Here is an 18,502-nt window from a genome sequence, read left to right as displayed (position 1 = left end):
TGAGAGCGCGGACGCTTGTTACCGGATAGCGATCCGCGGAACCGACCGTGTGTCGGTGCCGGGCCGTACTCTTCAGCAGCTCACGCACCACTTTTCTGTTTCCCGGGGGGGAAAATCACCATGTCCGCACCGCTGTCCGAGCCGACGCCCGCCGAGCCCGCGCCGGTCCCGTCCGAGCACGCCGTTCCCGAACTCGCCGTCGGCGGCTGCCAGGCCTGCGGCTCCCAGCCGGCCCTCCGCACCACCCTGCGCGCCCACCAGGGCCTCGTCCTGATCATGCGCACGACCAAGAGCCGTGCGACGCTCTGCCGGGACTGCGGGACCGCCCTGCACCGGGACATGACGGCCCGGACGCTCTATCAGGGCTGGTGGGGACCGGCGTCCTTCTTCTACACGTTCGTCGTCCTGGTGCTCAATCTCGTCCAGCGGATCCGTCTGGGCCGCCTGGCCCCGCCCGCCGGCGGCGTGCGGCCCCCGGCGAACCCCGGCCGCCCGCTCCTCCGGCGGATCGAGGCACTCGGCGTCCTCCTGCCGTTCGCCCTCGTCGGCGTGCTGGCGTTCGCCTTCAAAGACGCCGCGAGCACCGCCGAGGTCGGCTCCTGCGTCCGCAACAAGGGCAGCGAGATGTTCCCGAAGGTCGTGGTCGTCGACTGCTCCTCCGCCGAGGCGGAGTTCCGGGTCGAGAAGCGCTACGACAGCGGCTACGAGCACTGCGACCCGAGCCGCTACGCCGAGTACTCCGAGACCGGTCGCAGCGGCTTCACCCTCTGCCTCGTCCCGCTGGGCGAGGAAGCCCCGTAGGGCGAAGAGGCCCCGTAGGGCGAGGAAGCCCCGTGGGGCTTCCTACACCCAGGTGTCGAGCCACATCCGGTTCCGCCACTGGTCCATCGGAATCGCCGTTCCGGTGTAGAGGGGTCAGAAATAGGTGAAGCCTCGCGTATGCGGGCAGAAGGATCCAGCGCAGCCACGGAGCTGGCGGCCGGGCTGTGGAGAAGTTCCCAGGCAATCTCTGGGCTGTGCAGAGACGGTCTGCTGTGTTGGTAACCGTACTGAGCGCATGGCCGAAAGCGTCACGGGGGACGAAAGGTGGCGCTTTCGGCGGGCGGGGCGTGGCGAACAGTGGCGAAGTAGGGATCTTGTCCTGGATCGAGTTGAGGCAGCGGTAGGTTGCGAGAGTTCACTGCCTTCTCTCCACGAGCGCCTGTCATGGGACAGGCCCCAACTCCGTTGGGAGGCTGAGAGAGGAAGTTGAACCGATGGAGAGGTCGAAGAAGAGGTCGCGTCGTAAGGCCCAGTTACCAGACTGGGTCGAACTGACGGCGCTGGCACTTACGGCGATCGCTGCCATTGCGGGATGCGTCGAACGCTTCATGTGACGCAGCAGGGACTGGACGACTGGTCGGGTGGAAGAGGGCCCGGCCGCCGGATGCTCGGCCGGACCCACGCTACCCCGCACACGGGCCTGGCTGTGGGCGGCATCCCATAGTCAGGCCCGACGTGCGTATGGAGGCAGGGCCCCAATGTCCAAGACATGAAGCCGCTGCAAGACGAGGTAACCGCAGTTCATCGACTTCATCAAGCGTCAGTCATTGACCGATCGTGAAATGCGGCTTTAGTCATGATTTGACCATGGCGCAAAAACCGTGGCGCTCCGTGGCGACGCCAGGGCGGTAAAAATAGAAACCGCAGGTAGGAGCTTTGGAGGGGGTGGCGAATCCTGGCGTATTGAGAATGCGTCTCCTTACTGCCCAGCCGGAGGGGCTGTCGGGTGGCCTTCAGTAAGTTGGAGGTAGGGGCATGCCCACGGCGGCGACAAGTGGTCTTCGACAGGAAAATGTCGAAGTGGCTCACCCCGATGTGGCTGCCGGCCGCCCGGTGAAGATGAGCGACTTGGTCATGAGTAGCCCGCCAGAGTTCGTCAGGGGAAAGTGACCTGCACGGGCGGGTGCGGCCGACACGGACAGAGGGAGGGTACGCCGCGCACCTTCCCATCCTTCGGCAGGACGAAGGCCGAACTTGCCTCGGATTCACTTGAGTTGATGCTCGACGGAGACCCAGCCGCCGTCGTGGTCCACCTCGTCCTCGGATATGCCGAAGTCTTCTCCCTGCCACAGTCCGCATCACCAGCCGCGTGGGTGGCGACGCACACGACTGAGGTGAGCAGCCGCGAGGGGACAGGCAGGCCATCTTGGACCAGTGGGTGCCCGATGGTCGTCCGCCCGGAGGGCGGCCCTAAGGGAACATGACTGGGCAGAGCCCGCGCCAGTCCACTGTTCCGTCTCCAACGCCTTCGTAGGCCCGCTCGCACTCTTCACGGTTCTGCGGCGCGGTGGGAAGCGGCTCCGAATCGCTGCTACTGAGACCGATGACGACGGCGAGAATCACGAAGACGAGGGCAGCGATGAAGGCCTGAGGTTTTCTGGCAGTCAGTGGCCGCAGCTGGGGGGCGGCTTGAGGTAGTGCCAGGTGCGACGGATCGACGCTTGTGATGTCGATGGACACCTTCTTCTTGGTACTTGCCGCCTGGGCGACGATCGATCGGCGGAGCTTCTCGGCGTCGGCTCTGTTGTTGCACGTGTGCTGCCCTGAGGTGCCGTCTCCCCAGACGTACCTGAGGACCACCTTCTGAGTCATGTGCCCCCCTCAGTCGTGTGGACTGCCATTGAACCAGCAGCGCCTCGACTAGATGCAGCCTTCCATGATGTCGGGAGCGAGCTGCTCCGCCAGGCCATCTGCGGGCCGTCCTGGGCTGCCAGTGCCCCCAACAGTCACCGACGACAATCGAGAGGGCACGACCGTCGGTCGCGCCCTCTTTCCCTCTTTAGCCCGTTACACCCAGGTGTCGAGCCACATCCGGTTCCGCCACTGGTCCATCGGAATCGCCGTTCCGGTGTAGAGGGGCCAGAAATAGATGAAATTCCAGACGATGAGGAGGACGATCACTCCCGCCGCCACCGCACCGAAAGTGCGGCGCCTTTCCGAGGAGCCCGCGGGGCCCACCATCGCCCCGAGCATCATCGCCACCGCGAGGCACAGGAACGGGATGAACACCACCGCGTAGAAAAGGAAGATGGTGCGTTCCTGGTAGAGCAGCCAGGGCGCCCAGCCGGCCAGGAAGGCGCAGGCGATCGCGCCCGCGCGCCAGTCGCGGCGGAAGGCCCAGCGCCACAGGACGTAGAGGATCGCGAAGCAGGCCGCCCACCACAGCAGCGGGGTGCCGATGGCCAGGACCTCCTGGGCGCACTTCTCCTTGGCGTCGGCCGGGCAGCCGGCGGTGCCGGGGGCCGGGGACTCGTAGAAGTAGGAGACCGGGCGGCCGAGGACCAGCCAGCTCCACGGGTTGGACTCGTAGGTGTGCGGGGAGCTGAGGCCCACGTGGAACTTGTAGACCTCGGTCTCGTAGTGCCACAGGCTGCGCAGCCACTCCGGCAGCCAGCTCCACGTCCCGCCCGGGTGCAGGCGGTCCTGCTCGGCGGCCCAGTTCCGGAAGTAGCCCTTGTCCGTGAGGATCCAGCCGGACCAGGAGACCAGGTAGGTGGCGATCGCGACCGGCACGACCGAGACGAAGGCCGGGACCAGGTCGCGGCGGGCGACCGCCGCGTAGGCGCGGACCGCGCCCGCCGTGCGCCGCGCGCCGAGGTCCCACACCACGGTCATCAGGCCGAACGCGGCCATGATGTACAGGCCGTTCCACTTGGTGCCGGCCGCCAGGCCCAGCATCACGCCGGCCGCGAGCCGCCAGGGCCGCCAGCCCAGGCCCAGCGTCTCCGCGATCTCCGCGTCCGGCCGCAGCACGCCGTCCTCGTCCACCGGCAGCGCCCCGGCGAGCCGGGCCCGTGCCCGGTCCCGGTCGATGACGAGGCAGCCGAAGGCGGCGAGCACGAAGAACATCAGCACCTGGTCGAGCAGGGCCGTGCGGCTCATCACGAAGTGCAGGCCGTCCACCGCGAGCAGCAGACCGGCCAGACAGCCCAGGAAGGTCGAGCGGAAGAGGCGCCGGCCGATCCGGCACAGCATCAGCACCGACAGGGTGCCGAGCAGCGCCACCATGAAGCGCCAGCCGAAGGGCTCGAAGTCGAAGATCTTCTCGCCGATGCCGATGACCCACTTGCCGACCGGCGGGTGGACCACGTAGCCCGGCTCGGTCGGGACGATCACCGAGTCCGGGTTCGCCAGGATCGTCTTGTCGATGTCCTTCGGCCACGCCCCCTCGTACCCCTGGTTGATCAGGGCCCAGGAGTCCTTGGCGTAGTACGTCTCGTCGAATATCACCGCGTGCGGCCGGTCCAGCTTCCAGAACCGCAGCAGGCCCGCGACGAGCGCGACGAGCAGCGGACCGCCCCACGCGGCGAGCCGCCACACCCGGTCGGCGGCCTTCGGGCCGATGCCGAGCAGCGACCACAGCCGCGGCGAGGGCCGGGTGTAGGCCGGGACGAGCCGCTCCCGCAGCCCGATGGACAGACCGGCCCCGGTGTCGGGCCGGTAACCGAAGTGCCGCAGCCTCCGCTGCCACGCGGAGGGCTCCGCCGCGGCGGGGGCCGGGGGAGCCGTGGGGTCCACGGGCGCCATGGGGTCCACGGGATCCATGGGGTGCTGACCCTCCAGGGCCTCGGGTGCGGTTCTGGTCACGGGCGCCATCGTAGGGAACGCGCCTGTGCGCGTCGCCTGTCCGGGCTGGGAGGATGACCCTTGTGACTGGAACGCTGGTACTCGCAGGGACCCCCATCGGCGACATCGCGGACGCCCCGCCGCGGCTCGCGGCCGAGCTGGAGCGGGCGGACGTCGTGGCCGCCGAGGACACCCGCAGGCTGCGCGGACTCACCCGCGCGCTCGGCGTCCACACCCAGGGCCGGGTGGTCTCCTACTTCGAGGGCAACGAGTCGGCCCGCACGCCCGAGCTGGTCGAGGCGCTGGAGGGCGGCGCGCGCGTGCTGCTCGTCACCGACGCCGGCATGCCCTCCGTCTCCGACCCCGGCTACCGCCTGGTCGCCGCGGCCGTCGAGCGGGACATCAAGGTCACCGCCGTGCCCGGCCCCTCCGCCGTGCTCACCGCACTGGCCCTGTCCGGCCTCCCGGTGGACCGCTTCTGCTTCGAGGGCTTCCTGCCGCGCAAGGCCGGCGAGCGCCTGTCCCGGCTCCGCGAGGTCGGGCAGGAGCGCCGCACCCTCGTCTACTTCGAGGCCCCGCACCGGCTCGACGACACGCTCGCCGCGATGGCCGAGGTCTTCGGCGCCGAGCGGCGCGCCGCCGTCTGCCGGGAGCTGACGAAGACGTACGAGGAGGTCAAGCGCGGCCCGCTGGGCGAGCTCGCCGCCTGGGCGAAGGAGGGCGTGCGCGGCGAGATCACCGTGGTCGTCGAGGGCGCCCCGGAGACCGGGCCGGCCGAGCTCGACGCCGAGGAGCTGGTGCGCCGGGTGCGGGTGCGCGAGGAGGCGGGGGAGCGGCGCAAGGAGGCCATCGCGGCGGTCGCCGCGGAGGCGGGGCTTCCCAAGCGGGAGGTGTTCGATGCCGTCGTGGCGGCAAAGAACGCGGCCGCGGAGGGCCCCGGAAACGGTAAAGGACTAATCTGAAAGGCAAAGCGGAAACCCGGCGGCGGGCCCGCTCGAAGCCCTTTGGGCAAGGGAACGCCAAAGAGCGTCCATGGTTTCTCCGGCGCTGATGCGTTCCGGCCCGAAAAGGCGTCCACTGGATCAGTGGAGAGGAGCTGGAATGAGTGAGATCACCGGCACCGGAACGCCCGTCGTCCACGAGGCGTACGCCTTCGCGTGCATGAGGTGCGGTTACGGCTGGGAGCAGGCCTACGACATCGAGCACCACACCGACGCCCGAGGAATCGAATTCGTCGTCTACAAGGCCGACGGGCAGCGGGTTCCCTCGCCGCTGTCCCGCCCGACCTGCATGAACTGCGGCAGCCACGTCGTCCGCATCATGCGGGCGGGCAAGGTGTCCTCGGTGCTCGACACCGTCGCCGCGACCGAGCGGCACACGCACGGGGCCAGGGCGACCAGGCCGGTGTCGATCGCCGGGCCCATCGGGCAGGAGCTGACCGAGGACTCGCCGGCCGCGGCCGAGGAGCCGCCGCCGGTGCCGCACCACTGGCACCTCTCCGACCTCTTCCACCCCCGCCGCTCCCGGCGGTAGTCCCGCGGGGCCGGTCGCACTCGTGGCCCGCGTGCGACCGGCTCCCGACCGGTCCTCGTACGATCGGACCATGAGTGCCAAGGACGCCCCGCCGCCGCTGCCCGAGCCCCTGCCCGTCCCGGTCGCGGACTCGCACACCCACCTCGACATGCAGTCCGGCACCGTCGAGGAGGCCCTGGTCAAGGCCGCCGCCGTCGGCGTGACGACGGTGGTCCAGGTGGGCTGCGACCTCAAGGGCTCGCAGTGGGCCGCCGAGACCGCCGCCGCGTACGAGCACGTGCACGCGGCCGTCGCCCTGCACCCCAACGAGGCCCCGAGGATCGTCCTGGGGGACCCGGACGGGTGGTCGCGGCAGGGGGCCCGGGAGGCCGGCGGCGACGCGGCGCTCGACGACGCCCTCGCCGAGATCGAGCGGCTCGCCGCCCTGCCGCAGGTCCTCGCCGTCGGCGAGACCGGCCTCGACTTCTTCCGCACCGGCCCCGAGGGCATGGCCGCGCAGGAGCGTTCCTTCCGCGCCCACATCGAGATCGCCAAGCGGCAGGGCAAGACCCTCGTCATCCACGACCGCGAGGCGCACGCCGACGTGCTGCGGATCCTCGACGAGGAGGGCGCGCCCGAGCGGACCGTCTTCCACTGCTACTCCGGCGACGCCGACATGGCCGCGATCTGCGCCGCCAAGGGCTACTACATGTCCTTCGCCGGCAACGTCACCTTCAAGAACGCCCAGCCGCTGCGCGACGCCCTCGCCGTCGCCCCGCTGGAGCTCGTCCTGGTCGAGACCGACGCCCCCTTCCTCACCCCCGCGCCCTACCGGGGCCGCCCGAACGCCCCGTACCTGATCCCGGTCACCGTGCGGGCGATGGCGGCGGTGCGCGGGATCGGCGAGGAGGAGATGGCCGGGGCGATCGCCGTGAACACGGCCCGCGCCTTCGATTACTGATCCATAACGGTTACGTGTCGTAGCCGGTCGGTTCGGCGGGGTGACCGTGCGCGGGGCTAGGGTCCCGGCCTCGTGAGCACTTCGCACCGTTCCGGCGCCCGCCGGGCCGCCCGGCGCCGCAAGGCGAGCCCGCCCGCCGCCGAGGGGCTGCGGCGGCTCGTCCCGCAGGCCCTCGTCGTCGCCTTCCTGGCGGGCGGCACCAGCGCCTTCGTCGCCGACGACAAGGCGGTGCGGCTCTCCGTCGACGGCGTCCCGCGCACCCTGCACACCTTCGCCGACGACGTCGAGGAGCTGCTCGCCGACGAGGGCCTGGCCGTCGGCGCGCACGACATCGTCGCGCCCGGCCCCGGCGCGGCCCTGACCAGCGGCGACGAGGTCGTGGTCCGCTACGGGCGCCCGGTCTCCCTCACCCTCGACGGGCGGCGCCGCCAGGTGTGGACCACCGCCCGCACCGTCGACGGCGCGCTGCGGCAGCTCGGCGTGCGGGCCGAGGGCGCCTACCTCTCGGTGTCCCGGTCGGCGCCGATCTCCCGCCAGGGCCTCGCCCTGGACGTGCGCACCGAGCGGGCCGTCACCTTCCTGGCCGACGGGCGGGAGCGCACCGTCCGCACCAACGCCGCCACCGTCCGGGAGGCCGTCGAGGAGGCCGGGATCACGCTCTCCGGCCAGGACACCACCTCGGTGCCGCTGGACTCCTTCCCGCGCGACGGGCAGACCGTGGCGGTGCTGCGGATCACCGGCACCCGGGAGATCCGCGAGGAGCCGGTGCCCTTCGCCGTCGAGCGCACCCGCGACCCCGAGCTCTTCGCCGGCACCGAGCTGGTCGAGCGGCGCGGCGTGCCGGGCGTCCGCCGCGTCACGTACACGCTGCGGACCGTCAACGGGGTGCGGCAGAAGCCGCGCCGCACCGGTGAGGAACTGGTCCGCGAGCCGGTCTCGCAGCGCGTCCGGGTCGGCACCCGGCCGCTGCCCACCTCGGTGGCCGGCGCCGACGGGCTCAACTGGGGCGCGCTCGCCGCCTGCGAGTCCGGCGGCCGCCCGGACGCCGTCGACCCCTCGGGCACCTACGGCGGCCTCTACCAGTTCGACCCCGGCACCTGGCGGGCGCTCGGCGGCAGCGGCGTCGCCCAGGACGCGCCGGCCGCCGAGCAGACCTTCCGGGCGAAGAAGCTGTACGTGCAGCGCGGGGCGAGCCCCTGGCCGCACTGCGGACGGCGGCTGCACCAGTGACCGGTGCGGCAGGCGCGGCCGCGCCCCGTACGCTGTACCGGTGAGCACCACCACCGGCCCCGACGGCCCCGACGCCCTCCTCGGCCCCGCCGACATCCGTGAGCTGGCCGCCGCCCTCGGCGTGCGCCCCACGAAGCAGAAGGGCCAGAACTTCGTCATCGACGCCAACACCGTGCGGCGGATCGTCCGCACGGCCGAGGTGCGCCCCGACGACGTCGTCGTCGAGGTCGGGCCCGGTCTCGGCTCGCTCACCCTCGCGCTCCTGGAGGCCGCGGACCGGGTGACGGCCGTCGAGATCGACGACGTCCTCGCCGCCGCGCTGCCGTCGACGATCGCGGCCCGCATGCCGGAGCGGAAGGACCGCTTCGCGCTGGTCCACTCCGACGCGATGCACGTCCAGGAACTCCCCGGCCCGGCGCCGACCGCGCTCGTCGCCAACCTGCCGTACAACGTGGCCGTGCCCGTCCTGCTGCACATGCTGGACCGCTTCCCGACCATCGAGCGGACCCTCGTCATGGTCCAGGCCGAGGTCGCCGACCGGCTGGCCGCCCGGCCGGGCAACAAGGTGTACGGGGTGCCCTCCGTCAAGGCCAACTGGTACGCGGAGGTCAAGCGGGCCGGCGCGATCGGCCGCAACGTCTTCTGGCCCGCGCCCAACGTCGACTCCGGCCTGGTCTCGCTCGTCCGGCGCACCGAGCCGATCGCCACGACCGCCGCCAAGTCCGAGGTCTTCGCGGTCGTCGACGCGGCCTTCGCCCAGCGCCGCAAGACCCTGCGGGCCGCGCTCGCGAGCTGGGCCGGCTCCCCGGCCGCCGCCGAGGAGGCCCTGGTCAAGGCCGGGATCTCGCCGCAGGCGCGGGGCGAGGCGCTGACCGTCGAGGAGTTCGCCCGGATCGCCGAGAACAAGCCGGAGGCGCAGGCATGACCGTCCCGTCCGTGACCGTGCGCGTCCCCGCCAAGGTCAACGTGCAGCTCGCGGTCGGCGGCGCCCGGCCCGACGGCTTCCACGACCTGGCCAACGTCTTCCTCGCCGTGTCGCTGTACGACGAGGTCACCGCGACGCCCGCCGAGACCCTGACCGTCACCTGCGAGGGCCCGGACGCCGACAAGGTGCCGCTCGACCGCACCAACCTGGCCGCGCGGGCCGCCGAGCTGCTCGCCGCCCGCCACGGCATCGCCCCGGACGTGCACCTGCACATCGCCAAGGACATCCCGGTCGCCGGCGGCATGGCCGGCGGCAGCGCGGACGGCGCGGGCGCGCTGCTCGCCTGCGACGCGCTGTGGGGCCTGGACACCCCGCGCGCCGAGCTGCTCGACCTCTGCGCCGAGCTGGGCTCCGACGTGCCGTTCAGCCTGGTCGGCGGCGCCGCGCTCGGGGTCGGCCGGGGCGAGCGGCTGACGGAGCTGCCGGTCGGCGGCGCCTTCCACTGGGTGTTCGCGGTCGCCGACGGCGGCCTGTCGACGCCGGCGGTGTACGGCGAGTTCGACCGTCTGAACGAGGGCGTGGCCGTGCCGGAGCCGGCCGCCTCGCCGGTCCTCCTGGACGCCCTGCGCACCGGGGACACCGCCGCGCTCGCCGGCGCCCTCGCCAACGACCTCCAGCCGGCCGCGCTGTCGCTGCGGCCCTCGCTGGCGGCGACCCTGGCGGCCGGCACGGCGGCGGGCGCCCTCGCGGCCCTGGTCTCCGGCTCGGGCCCGACCACGGCGTTCCTGGTGAAGGACGAGGAGGCCGCCGCGTCGGTCGCCGCCGCGCTGACCGCCTCCGGCACCTGCCGGACGGCCCGGGTGGCGACCTCCCCGGCGGCCGGGGCGACCGTCCTGCCCTCGTGAGGGCTCGTTACAGCTTGTTCTTGGAGATCCGGGCGAGCAGCAGGTTCGGGTCCCGGTCCGGGGCCGTGTTGAAGTAGGCCGCGCTGTTCACGTAGACGGTCTTGGCGTGCACGGCCACCGAGGTCGGGTTGTCGAGCCCGTCGGCGGCGGTGAGCACCGTCGTATGGCTGCCGTCGGGGCGCACCAGCTCCAGCGCGTTCGCCTGGATCAGCGCGGCGAGGACGGTGTCGCCGTGGCCGGTGAAGGCGAAGTCGTCGATGGCGCCGAGTCCGGTCGCCCGCTTCTCGACGGGGCCGGCGGCCCGGTCGGGGCCGGGGCCGAACGGGATGCGCAGCAGGCTGCCCTGCGCGGTGTTGGACACCCACACGGCACCGTTGTGCACCTTGAGGCCGTTGGCGCCGAAGGGCAGCTGGGGCGTCGGATCGAGGGCGTCGCCGGAGGCCCACACGGTGGCCTTCGGGGCGGGGTCGCCGGTGTTCAGGGCGACGCTCCAGACCGCGCCGCGCGAGGAGTCGGCCACGTAGAGGGTGTCGCACTCCTTGTCGATGGCCATACCGTTGGGGAACGTGTCGACGGGCAGGGCCACCAGCCGCTCGGCGGTGCGGCCGCCGGGGGCGATCCGCCAGATGCCGTGGGTGTTCGCCTCGCCGGTGGCGTAGGCGACGTAGAGGGTGCCGTCGTGGGCGCGGGCGATGCCGAGGGCGATCGCGGCGCCGACCGGGGTGTTCGGGTTCGCCACCGCGGGGAGCTCCGCGAGGACCGTCGTGTCGCCGTTCTTGGCGACCCGGGCGACCTGGTGGGCGAAGGCGAAGGTGATGTCGGCCGAGCCGTCGGGTTCGAGCGCGATGTTCTCCGGCGTCTGGCCCTGGCCGGTGAAGTGGGCGAGGAAGCGCGGGTCGGTCACCGTGGGGTCGCCGACGGCGGAGACCGCGGGGCCCGCGCCGAGCACGGCGAGGGCGGCGGCGGTCGCGACGGCGGCGGCGAGCCGGGCCGCGCGGGAGGGACGGGGCAGCTGTGCCATGGGGTTCTCCTCGTGGGGGTGGGACACGAGACGACGATGCGGCGCCGCCGCGCCGGGCCCGGCAGCCCGGGCCGTGGGGTCGCCCGCGCGGCGGACCGCGCTCCCGCCATCCGGGCCCGGCCCCCGCTCCCCGCCGGCCCCGCCCCGCACCCCCGGCAGGGCCCCTGTGACGGCCCGGCCCGCCCGCTCCTGCTCGTACTCATGCGCGAGTTGAGTATCCGAGCGCTCCCGGCGCCCCCGGCCCGCCCGGCACCGTGCCCGTATGGGAATCAGTGCTCGGGAACTCGCCGCCGCCACGCCCGCGAGCCGCGACCGCTACGTCGACCTGCTGCGGGTCGCCTCGCTCGGGGTCGTCGTCCTCGGCCACTGGCTGATGGCCGCCGTCACCGCCGACGGACAGGTCGGCAACCTGCTCGCCGTCGTGCCCGGCCTCCAGGCGCTCACCTGGGTGCTCCAGGTGATGCCGGTCTTCTTCTTCGTGGGCGGCTTCTCGCACGCCCTCGCCCACCGCTCCCGCCCCCGCTACGCCGCCTTCCTGCGGGCCCGGCTGCAGCGCCTGCTGCGGCCCACCGTGGTCTTCATCGGCGTCTGGGGCGCCCTCGCGCTCGCCGTCCAACTGCTCGGCGCGGACGGCGGACTGACCGGGACGGCGCTGCGGCTCGTCACCCAGCCGCTCTGGTTCATCGGCATCTACCTCGCCATGGTCGCCCTCACCCCGCCGCTCCTGAAGGCCCACGGGCGCTACGGCTGGGGCGCGTTCGGCGCCCTGGTGGCCGGCGCCGTCCTGGTCGACGTGCTGCGCTTCGCGGCCGGCGTGCCCTACGTCGAGTTCCTGAACTTCGCCCTGGTCTGGCTGGCGGTCCACCAGCTCGGCTTCCTGCGCGCCGACGGCATGATCCGCCGCCCGGGCCTGCTCGCCGCGGCCGGCCTCGCCGGCGCCGGGCTGCTCGTGGCCCTCGGCCCGTATCCGCTGTCCATGGTCGGCATGCCCGGCGAGAAGATCTCCAACATGGCCCCGCCCACCCTCGCCCTGCTCTGCCACGGCCTGTGGCTGGTCGGCGCGGTCGAGCTCCTGAAGGGCCCCGGCACCCGCCTCACGGCCCGCGCCCGGGTCTGGCGCGCGGTGGTCGCCGCGAACGGAGTCGCGATGACCGCCTTCCTCTGGCACCTGACCGCGATGCTCGGCGTGTACGGCGGGCTGCTCGCCCTCGGCGCCCGCCTGCCCGAGCCCGCGACCGGCGCCTGGTGGGCCCAGGTGCCGCTGCGGCTCGCCGCGGCCGCCCTGCTCACCGCGCTCCTCGTGGCCGTCTTCCGCCGCTTCGAGCAGCCGGTGCCGGCCGCGCCGTCGACCGGCAGCGGGGGCCCGCTCGCCGCCCTCGGCATCACCCTCGCCCTGCTCGGCGTCCTCGGCCTCTCCCTCACCGGTCTCGGCGGCCTCCTGGAGGGCCACACCGCCACCCTGATCGCCCTGCGCGTCACCGCCCCGGCCGCCGTCGCCATGGCGCTCGCGGGCTGGTTCCTGGTGGAGCGGGCGGGCCGGACGTAGGACGCGGGAGCGGCGCCCGGGGACGTACCCTGGGACGTCGATCGCAAGCCCCGTACAGGAGTGAAATGGCCGTCAACCTGGTCAATGTCGAGTCCGTCAGCAAGGTGTACGGCACCCGTGCGCTGCTCGACGGGGTCTCCCTCGGCGTCTCCGAAGGGGACCGGATCGGCGTCGTCGGGCGCAACGGCGACGGCAAGACCACCCTCATCCGGATGCTGGCCAAGCTGGAGGAGGCCGACACCGGCCGGGTCACCCACAGCGGCGGGCTGCGGCTCGGCGTGCTCACCCAGCACGACTCGCTCGATCCGAAGGCCACCATCCGGCACGAGGTCATCGGCGTCATGGCCGACCACGAGTGGGCCGGCAGCGCCAAGATCCGCGACGTGCTCACCGGCCTGTTCGGCGGACTCGACCTGCCGGGCTTCGAGCACGGCCTCGACACCGTCATCGGACCGCTCTCCGGCGGCGAGCGCCGGCGCATCGCGCTGGCCAAGCTGCTCATCGAGGAGCAGGACCTGATCGTCCTCGACGAGCCCACCAACCACCTCGACGTCGAGGGCATCGCCTGGCTCGCCCAGCACCTGCGCGAGCGGCGCTCCGCCCTCGTCTGCGTCACCCACGACCGCTGGTTCCTCGACCAGGTCTGCACCCGCATGTGGGACGTGCAGCGCGGCAGCGTGTACGAGTACGAGGGCGGCTACTCCGACTACGTCTTCGCGCGCGCCGAGCGCCAGCGGATCGCCGCGACCGAGGAGGCCAAGCGGCAGAACCTGGTCCGCAAGGAGCTGGCCTGGCTGCGCCGCGGCGCCCCGGCCCGCACCTCCAAGCCGCGCTTCCGCATCGAGGCGGCCAACGCGCTCATCGCGGACGTGCCGGAGCCCCGGGACAGCAGCGAGCTGATGAAGTTCGCCAACGCCCGGCTCGGCAAGACCGTCTTCGACCTGGAGGACGTGACCGTCACCGCCGGCCCGAAGGTGCTGCTCCAGCACCTCACCTGGCAGCTCGGCCCGGGCGACCGGATCGGCCTGGTGGGCGTCAACGGCGCCGGCAAGACCTCGCTGCTGCGGGCGCTCGCCGAGGCAGCCGTCTCCGAGGGCGAGAAGCAGCCGGCCGCCGGCCGGATCGTGGTCGGCAAGACCGTGCGGCTCGCCTACCTCTCGCAGGACGTCACCGAACTCCCCGGCGAGCTGCGGGTCCTGGAGGCCGTGCAGCAGGTCCGGGACCGCGTCGACCTCGGCAAGGGCCGCGAGATGACCGCGGGCCAGCTGTGCGAGCAGTTCGGCTTCGGCAAGGAGAAGCAGTGGACCCCGGTCGGCGACCTGTCCGGTGGTGAGCGGCGCCGGCTCCAGCTGCTCCGGCTGCTGATGGACGAGCCCAACGTGCTCTTCCTCGACGAGCCCACCAACGACCTCGACATCGAGACCCTGACCCAGCTGGAGGACCTGCTCGACGGCTGGCCCGGCTCGATGGTCGTCATCTCCCACGACCGCTTCTTCATCGAGCGCACCACCGACCGCACCTTCGCGCTGCTCGGCGACAAGACCCTGCGGATGCTGCCGCGCGGCATCGACGAGTACCTGGAGCGGCGGCAGCGGATGATCGAGGCCGCGACCCCGGCGCCGGCCGCGCCGGCCGCGGGCGCGAAGCCGGGGGTCTCGGCCGCCACTGTGTCTTCCAAAGAGGGGCGCGCCGCGAAGAAGGAGCTGCAGAAGGTCGAGCGGCAGCTCGACAAGATCTCCGAGAAGGAGAGCAAGCTGCACGCCCAGATCGCCGAAAACGCCACGGACTTCGAGAAGGTGGCCAAACTGGACACGGAGCTCCGGGAACTCGCGGGTGAACGCGAGGAGTTGGAGATGCGTTGGCTGGAACTGGCCGAAGACGCGTAGAGATGTCGTAGAGGACGCGTAACGGCGGCATCACGGACCGGTCCTCCCTTGGGAACAAGGGACGGACCGGTCACTTTTGCGCCATCCCGTGAGTGGTAGAAAGAAAACCCGCTCACATCAAGGGGGAAGCGCTGATGACCCAGCCGCCCAGCAACCAGCCGCCGGGGGGCTTCGGCGCTCCGGACCCGAACCAGGGCAACGTGCCCCCGGTCCCGCCGATGCCTCCGCAGGCCCCGCCGGCACCGCCGACCGCCCCGCCCACCGCTCCGGCCCAGCCCGCCGCGCAGCCCGGCCCCTACGGGTACCCCCAGCAGGCCCCGCAGCAGCCGGGCCCGTACGGCTACCCGCAGCAGGCCCCGCAGCAGGCACCCGGCCCGTACGGGTACCCGCAGCAGCCCGGCCCCTACGGTCAGCAGCCCGGTCCGTACGGCCAGCAGCCCGGTCCGTACGGCGGCTACCCGGCGAACCCGGTGCCCCCGGGGCCCGGTGGCGGCGGCAAGAACCCCTTCAAGGGCAAGCCCGGCATCATCGTGGCGGCCTCCGTCGCCGCGGCCCTCGTCATCGGCCTCGGCGCCTGGTTCGCGTTCAGCGGCGACGGCGAGGAGGACCCGGTCGCCCAGCCGACCCAGTCCGCCACCAACGGCCCCAAGCCGACCGAGTCCGTGGACAAGGGCGACGGCAGCGGCGACGGCGAGAACGGCGGCCCCGAGGACCTCAACGCCGGCCGCAAGGACGGCGAGGCCAAGATCGCCTGGCTGCTGAAGAACAACGTCGACCTGCCGCGCAACGGCGCCGACGTCTACGGCCCGTGGATCATCGGCGACACCGTCGTCAAGGCGATGTACAAGGGCATCGACGGCTACAGCCTGTCCGACGGCTCCAGCAAGTGGCACATCGACGTGCCGCACAAGCTGTGCGCCGCCCCGCCGCAGCCGTCCGCCAACGGCCTCATGGTCTTCGGCTACCAGGACAGCGACGGCGACCGCGCCAAGTGCCTGGAGATGCAGCAGGTCGACCTCAACACCGGCAAGGCGGGCTGGAAGAAGTCCGTCCCCAAGCCGACCGGTCTCTTCGCCTTCTCCGACAACACCCTCACCATCAGCGGCAACACGGTGACCGCCGCGGGCTCCAGCTCCGCCTACGGCTTCTCGCTCACCGACGGCCGCCAGCTCTTCACCGGTCCCACCACCGGCTGCAAGCCCTACGCCTACGCGGGCGGCAGCAAGCTGATCGCCGCCTCCGAGTGCCGCACGGGCGACGTGAACAAGGAACAGCACGAGATCAGCGAGGTCGACCCCACCACGGGCAAGAACAAGTGGACCTTCCGGCTCCAGCCGACCTGGGAGGTCGACAAGGTCTACTCGGTGGACCCGCTGGTCGTCTCCGCGACCCAGCGCGAGCAGAAGAAGTGGGCGATCTTCTCCCTGACCGCGAACGGCAAGGAGCGCTCGCAGATCCAGGGCGGCACCGACAAGTTCGCCCCGCGCTGCGGCGGCAGCTTCGTCGTCTTCGGCAAGAACCTGCAGGGCTGCACCGGTGTCGCCGCCGACGCGAACACCTTCTACATGGCGACCGACACCGAGTACGGCACGCCCAACGAGGTCATCGCCTTCGACCTGAACACCGGCAAGGCGAAGTGGCGCTCCAAGGCCCCCGGTGAGCAGCAGATGACCCCGCTGCGCATGGAGGGGTCGGACGTCCTCGTCTACGTCGGCCCGCGCTACGACGCGGGCGGCGCGGTCGCGGCGATCGCGCCGACCGGCGGCGCGCCGAAGGTGCTGCTCCAGCACCAGGCGGCGGTCTCCACCGTCGAGAGCTCCTTCTACAGCGCCGGATACGCCTACTCCAACGGCACGTTCGTGATCGCGGCCGGCCGGGTCTCCGCCTCCAACGACGAGGAGGAGAAGGAGACCAAGACGATGATGGCGTACGCCAAGTGACGCCCCGGGGTCCGTCCGGCGCAGCCCGCCGGGCGGACCCCCGCACGTCCCGCCCCGCCGCCCGCTTCCCGACCCGACCGAGGTGTCCCCAGCCATGACCCAGCCGCCCCCTCCGCCGAACCAGCCCCCGGGGCCGCCGCCGGGCGGCTTCGGCGCGCCGCAGGAGCCCCCGCACGGAGGCTTCGGGGCCCCCACGCCCCCGCCGGCGCAGCCCCCGTACGGCTATCCGCAGCAGCCCCCCGCGCCGCAGGCGCCCCCGCAGCCCCCACAGGCCCCGCAGGAGCAGGCGTACGGCTCGTACGGCTATCCGCCGCAGCAGCCCCCGCAGCCGCAGGGGCAGCCCGCGCAGCCGTACGGCTACCCGACCCAGCCGATGTACCCGCAGCAGGCGCCGGCGCCGGCGCCGGTGCCCGGCCCCGGCGGCCGCAAGAAGCTGTCCGCGCAGGCGCAGATCATCATCGCGGCGGTCGTCGCCGTGGTGCTGATCGTCGGTGCCGGCCTCTGGTACGCGAACAGCGGCGGCGACGAGGACGACACCGCCAAGGGCGGCTCGGGCGGCACCAGCGCGGGCCAGAACGGCGGCGCGGCCGGCGGTGCGGGCGGCATCGGCGGCAACGGCAAGGAGAAGGCGCCGTCCGACCCGAAGTCGACCGCGGCCTTCCAGCTTCCGCTGCCGAAGGTGCCGGACCTCACCGAGGTCGCCGGCTCCTGGATCACCCCCAAGGCCTATGTGAAGCCCGGCGTCGAGTCGCTCGTCGGCTACGACCTGGACAAGGGCACGGTCCAGTGGACCCTGCCGCTGACCGGTCAGATCTGCGGCGCCTCGCGCCACATGACGCCCGACTTCAAGCTGCCGATCCTCTTCGAGGCGGCCAAGCGCACGGCGCCGCGCTACTTCCAGCCGTGCACCGAGGTCGGCCTGGTCGACCTGACCACCGGCAAGCTGGTGTGGACGAAGTCGATCACCGGTGGCACCGCCGGCGACAAGAAGGTCACCTTCGGCGAGATCACCGTGCACGGCCAGACCGTCGCGGCCGGCGGCGGCGACGGCGGCGCGGCCTTCGACCTGGCCAACGGCAACCCGCGCTGGAAGCCGCAGGCCCAGGCCGACAACTGCGAGGACCTGGGGTACGGCGGCGGCGAGGGCGGTCTCGTGGCGGTCCGCAAGTGCGGCCCGTACGACGACCCGACCGTCACCATCCAGAACCTCGACCCGATGAGCGGCGCGCCGATCTCGCAGTACCGGATGCCGAAGGGCGTCGAGTGGGCCTCGATCGTGTCCACCAAGCCGCTGGTGGTCGCGGCCGAGGTCGGCGACACCGCCGACGACGGCAGCGGCATCTCGGACTTCTTCTCGATCGACGAGAAGACCGGCAAGCTGAAGGCGAAGATCTCCGCGGACGCGGACCGCTACGCCGGCCGCTGCCGCTCGACCAAGGTCGAGTCCTGCACCTGGATGGCCGTCGGCAACGGGCGCCTGTACGTGGCGACCGAGGAGCACGAGGGCAGCTCCGGGGAGTACGGCGACGAGACGAACGAGATCGTCGCCTTCGACCTGAACACCGGCCAGCTGACGCCCAACAAGGCGGACGCCGGCGACAAGTACACCCTGGTGCCGCTCCGCATGGACGGCGGCGACCTGATCGCGTACAAGTACCCGCCGTACGACAAGGGCGGCCAGGTCGTGTCCATCCACGGCGGCACCATGCAGTCGACGCTGCTGATGGAGAACCCGTCGGAGAAGACGGTCCGGGACGCCGAGACCAGCTTCAGCACGACCAGCGCCGAGTACCGCTACGCGAACGGGCACCTGTTCATCTCCGGGACGAACATCAGCAAGCCCTCGTCCTCGTCCTCCTCCAGCTGGAAGCAGTACCTGGCGGTGGGCTACCGGACCGGCGGCTGACCGGACCGCACCCTCCCTCCGGTGCCGCGCTCCCCGTGGGGCCCCTTCTCGTGAAGGGGCCC

14 protein-coding genes are annotated in these 18,502 nt (G+C 72.2%); 11 read left to right on the top strand and 3 right to left on the bottom strand.

Annotation, left to right across the window (positions count from 1 at the left end):
- The first annotated feature begins 120 nt into the window (after nt 1-120).
- Complete coding sequence (locus tag ACIGW2_RS31335; RefSeq protein ID WP_399847381.1) at nt 121-801, top strand: hypothetical protein; 681 nt, start codon at nt 121-123, stop codon at nt 799-801.
- Between the two features lie 1,431 nt (nt 802-2,232).
- On the opposite strand, the gene ACIGW2_RS31330 is transcribed toward ACIGW2_RS31335, so the two are convergent.
- The gene (locus tag ACIGW2_RS31330) at nt 2,233-2,634 is read right to left on the bottom strand and encodes a hypothetical protein (protein WP_399847380.1); all 402 of its coding nucleotides are present in this window, start codon (nt 2,632-2,634) and stop codon (nt 2,233-2,235) included.
- 195 nt (nt 2,635-2,829) lie between these two features.
- Nucleotides 2,830-4,629 carry a dolichyl-phosphate-mannose--protein mannosyltransferase gene (locus ACIGW2_RS31325; protein ID WP_399847377.1) on the bottom strand — a complete coding sequence of 600 codons (1,800 nt, stop codon included), beginning with the start codon at nt 4,627-4,629 and terminating at the stop codon, nt 2,830-2,832.
- 53 nt (nt 4,630-4,682) lie between these two features.
- Between ACIGW2_RS31325 and rsmI the strand changes: the two genes are divergently transcribed.
- The 6 genes from rsmI (at nt 4,683) to ACIGW2_RS31295 (ending at nt 10,141) form a co-directional block, all read left to right on the top strand.
- A complete protein-coding gene (rsmI, locus tag ACIGW2_RS31320) occupies nt 4,683-5,570 on the top strand; it encodes a 16S rRNA (cytidine(1402)-2'-O)-methyltransferase (RefSeq protein WP_361585801.1) in 888 nt (295 codons plus the stop codon).
- A 139-nt stretch (nt 5,571-5,709) separates the two neighbouring features.
- Nucleotides 5,710-6,141, top strand: a complete 432-nt coding sequence (locus ACIGW2_RS31315; protein WP_356064300.1) for a hypothetical protein — start codon at nt 5,710-5,712, stop codon at nt 6,139-6,141.
- Nucleotides 6,142-6,211: 70 nt separating this feature from the next.
- Nucleotides 6,212-7,081 carry a TatD family hydrolase gene (locus tag ACIGW2_RS31310; RefSeq protein ID WP_399847373.1) on the top strand — a complete coding sequence of 290 codons (870 nt, stop codon included), beginning with the start codon at nt 6,212-6,214 and terminating at the stop codon, nt 7,079-7,081.
- A 72-nt stretch (nt 7,082-7,153) separates the two neighbouring features.
- Nucleotides 7,154-8,311, top strand: coding sequence for a ubiquitin-like domain-containing protein (locus tag ACIGW2_RS31305; RefSeq protein WP_391654632.1), 1,158 nt, complete (start codon nt 7,154-7,156; stop codon nt 8,309-8,311).
- Between the two features lie 40 nt (nt 8,312-8,351).
- Complete coding sequence (rsmA, locus tag ACIGW2_RS31300; RefSeq protein ID WP_391654631.1) at nt 8,352-9,236, top strand: 16S rRNA (adenine(1518)-N(6)/adenine(1519)-N(6))-dimethyltransferase RsmA; 885 nt, start codon at nt 8,352-8,354, stop codon at nt 9,234-9,236.
- Nucleotides 9,233-10,141, top strand: coding sequence for a 4-(cytidine 5'-diphospho)-2-C-methyl-D-erythritol kinase (locus ACIGW2_RS31295; protein WP_361585788.1), 909 nt, complete (start codon nt 9,233-9,235; stop codon nt 10,139-10,141). Before rsmA ends, ACIGW2_RS31295 begins: the two co-directional genes overlap by 4 nt.
- A 7-nt stretch (nt 10,142-10,148) precedes the next feature.
- Here the strand turns inward: ACIGW2_RS31295 and ACIGW2_RS31290 are convergent, their stop codons facing one another.
- Nucleotides 10,149-11,162 carry an SMP-30/gluconolactonase/LRE family protein gene (locus tag ACIGW2_RS31290; protein WP_399847369.1) on the bottom strand — a complete coding sequence of 338 codons (1,014 nt, stop codon included), beginning with the start codon at nt 11,160-11,162 and terminating at the stop codon, nt 10,149-10,151.
- Between the two features lie 262 nt (nt 11,163-11,424).
- On the opposite strand from ACIGW2_RS31290, the gene ACIGW2_RS31285 reads away from it, so the two are divergent.
- The 4 genes from ACIGW2_RS31285 to ACIGW2_RS31270 all read left to right on the top strand — a co-directional run bounded on the left by ACIGW2_RS31285 (nt 11,425) and on the right by ACIGW2_RS31270 (nt 18,440).
- Nucleotides 11,425-12,708 (top strand): acyltransferase, encoded by a 1,284-nt coding sequence (locus ACIGW2_RS31285; protein WP_399847367.1) that lies wholly within the window; start codon nt 11,425-11,427, stop codon nt 12,706-12,708.
- A 65-nt stretch (nt 12,709-12,773) separates the two neighbouring features.
- The gene (locus tag ACIGW2_RS31280) at nt 12,774-14,594 is read left to right on the top strand and encodes an ABC-F family ATP-binding cassette domain-containing protein (RefSeq protein WP_399847365.1); all 1,821 of its coding nucleotides are present in this window, start codon (nt 12,774-12,776) and stop codon (nt 14,592-14,594) included.
- A gap of 134 nt (nt 14,595-14,728) precedes the next feature.
- The gene (locus ACIGW2_RS31275; protein WP_399847362.1) at nt 14,729-16,534 is read left to right on the top strand and encodes a PQQ-binding-like beta-propeller repeat protein; all 1,806 of its coding nucleotides are present in this window, start codon (nt 14,729-14,731) and stop codon (nt 16,532-16,534) included.
- 94 nt (nt 16,535-16,628) lie between these two features.
- Nucleotides 16,629-18,440 (top strand): PQQ-binding-like beta-propeller repeat protein, encoded by a 1,812-nt coding sequence (locus tag ACIGW2_RS31270; RefSeq protein ID WP_399847361.1) that lies wholly within the window; start codon nt 16,629-16,631, stop codon nt 18,438-18,440.
- Nucleotides 18,441-18,502 lie beyond the last annotated feature (62 nt).

It is taken from the genome of Streptomyces sp. NPDC053541, from assembly GCF_044544705.1.
Taxonomy (GTDB): Bacteria; Actinomycetota; Actinomycetes; order Streptomycetales; family Streptomycetaceae; genus Streptomyces.
This window is presented reverse-complemented; position numbering and strand designations above follow the sequence as displayed.

Excerpts from the sequence above, each read along its gene's own strand:
- ACIGW2_RS31335 (WP_399847381.1), top strand. The coding sequence starts at position 121 with ATGTCCGCACCGCTGTCCGAGCCGACGCCCGCCGAGCCCGCGCCGGTC.
- ACIGW2_RS31330 (WP_399847380.1), bottom strand. The coding sequence starts at position 2,634 with ATGACTCAGAAGGTGGTCCTCAGGTACGTCTGGGGAGACGGCACCTCA.
- rsmI (WP_361585801.1), top strand. The coding sequence starts at position 4,683 with ATGACCCTTGTGACTGGAACGCTGGTACTCGCAGGGACCCCCATCGGC.
- ACIGW2_RS31315 (WP_356064300.1), top strand. The coding sequence starts at position 5,710 with ATGAGTGAGATCACCGGCACCGGAACGCCCGTCGTCCACGAGGCGTAC.
- ACIGW2_RS31310 (WP_399847373.1), top strand. The coding sequence starts at position 6,212 with ATGAGTGCCAAGGACGCCCCGCCGCCGCTGCCCGAGCCCCTGCCCGTC.
- ACIGW2_RS31295 (WP_361585788.1), top strand. The coding sequence starts at position 9,233 with ATGACCGTCCCGTCCGTGACCGTGCGCGTCCCCGCCAAGGTCAACGTG.
- ACIGW2_RS31290 (WP_399847369.1), bottom strand. The coding sequence starts at position 11,162 with ATGGCACAGCTGCCCCGTCCCTCCCGCGCGGCCCGGCTCGCCGCCGCC.
- ACIGW2_RS31285 (WP_399847367.1), top strand. The coding sequence starts at position 11,425 with ATGGGAATCAGTGCTCGGGAACTCGCCGCCGCCACGCCCGCGAGCCGC.
- ACIGW2_RS31280 (WP_399847365.1), top strand. The coding sequence starts at position 12,774 with ATGGCCGTCAACCTGGTCAATGTCGAGTCCGTCAGCAAGGTGTACGGC.
- ACIGW2_RS31275 (WP_399847362.1), top strand. The coding sequence starts at position 14,729 with ATGACCCAGCCGCCCAGCAACCAGCCGCCGGGGGGCTTCGGCGCTCCG.
- ACIGW2_RS31270 (WP_399847361.1), top strand. The coding sequence starts at position 16,629 with ATGACCCAGCCGCCCCCTCCGCCGAACCAGCCCCCGGGGCCGCCGCCG.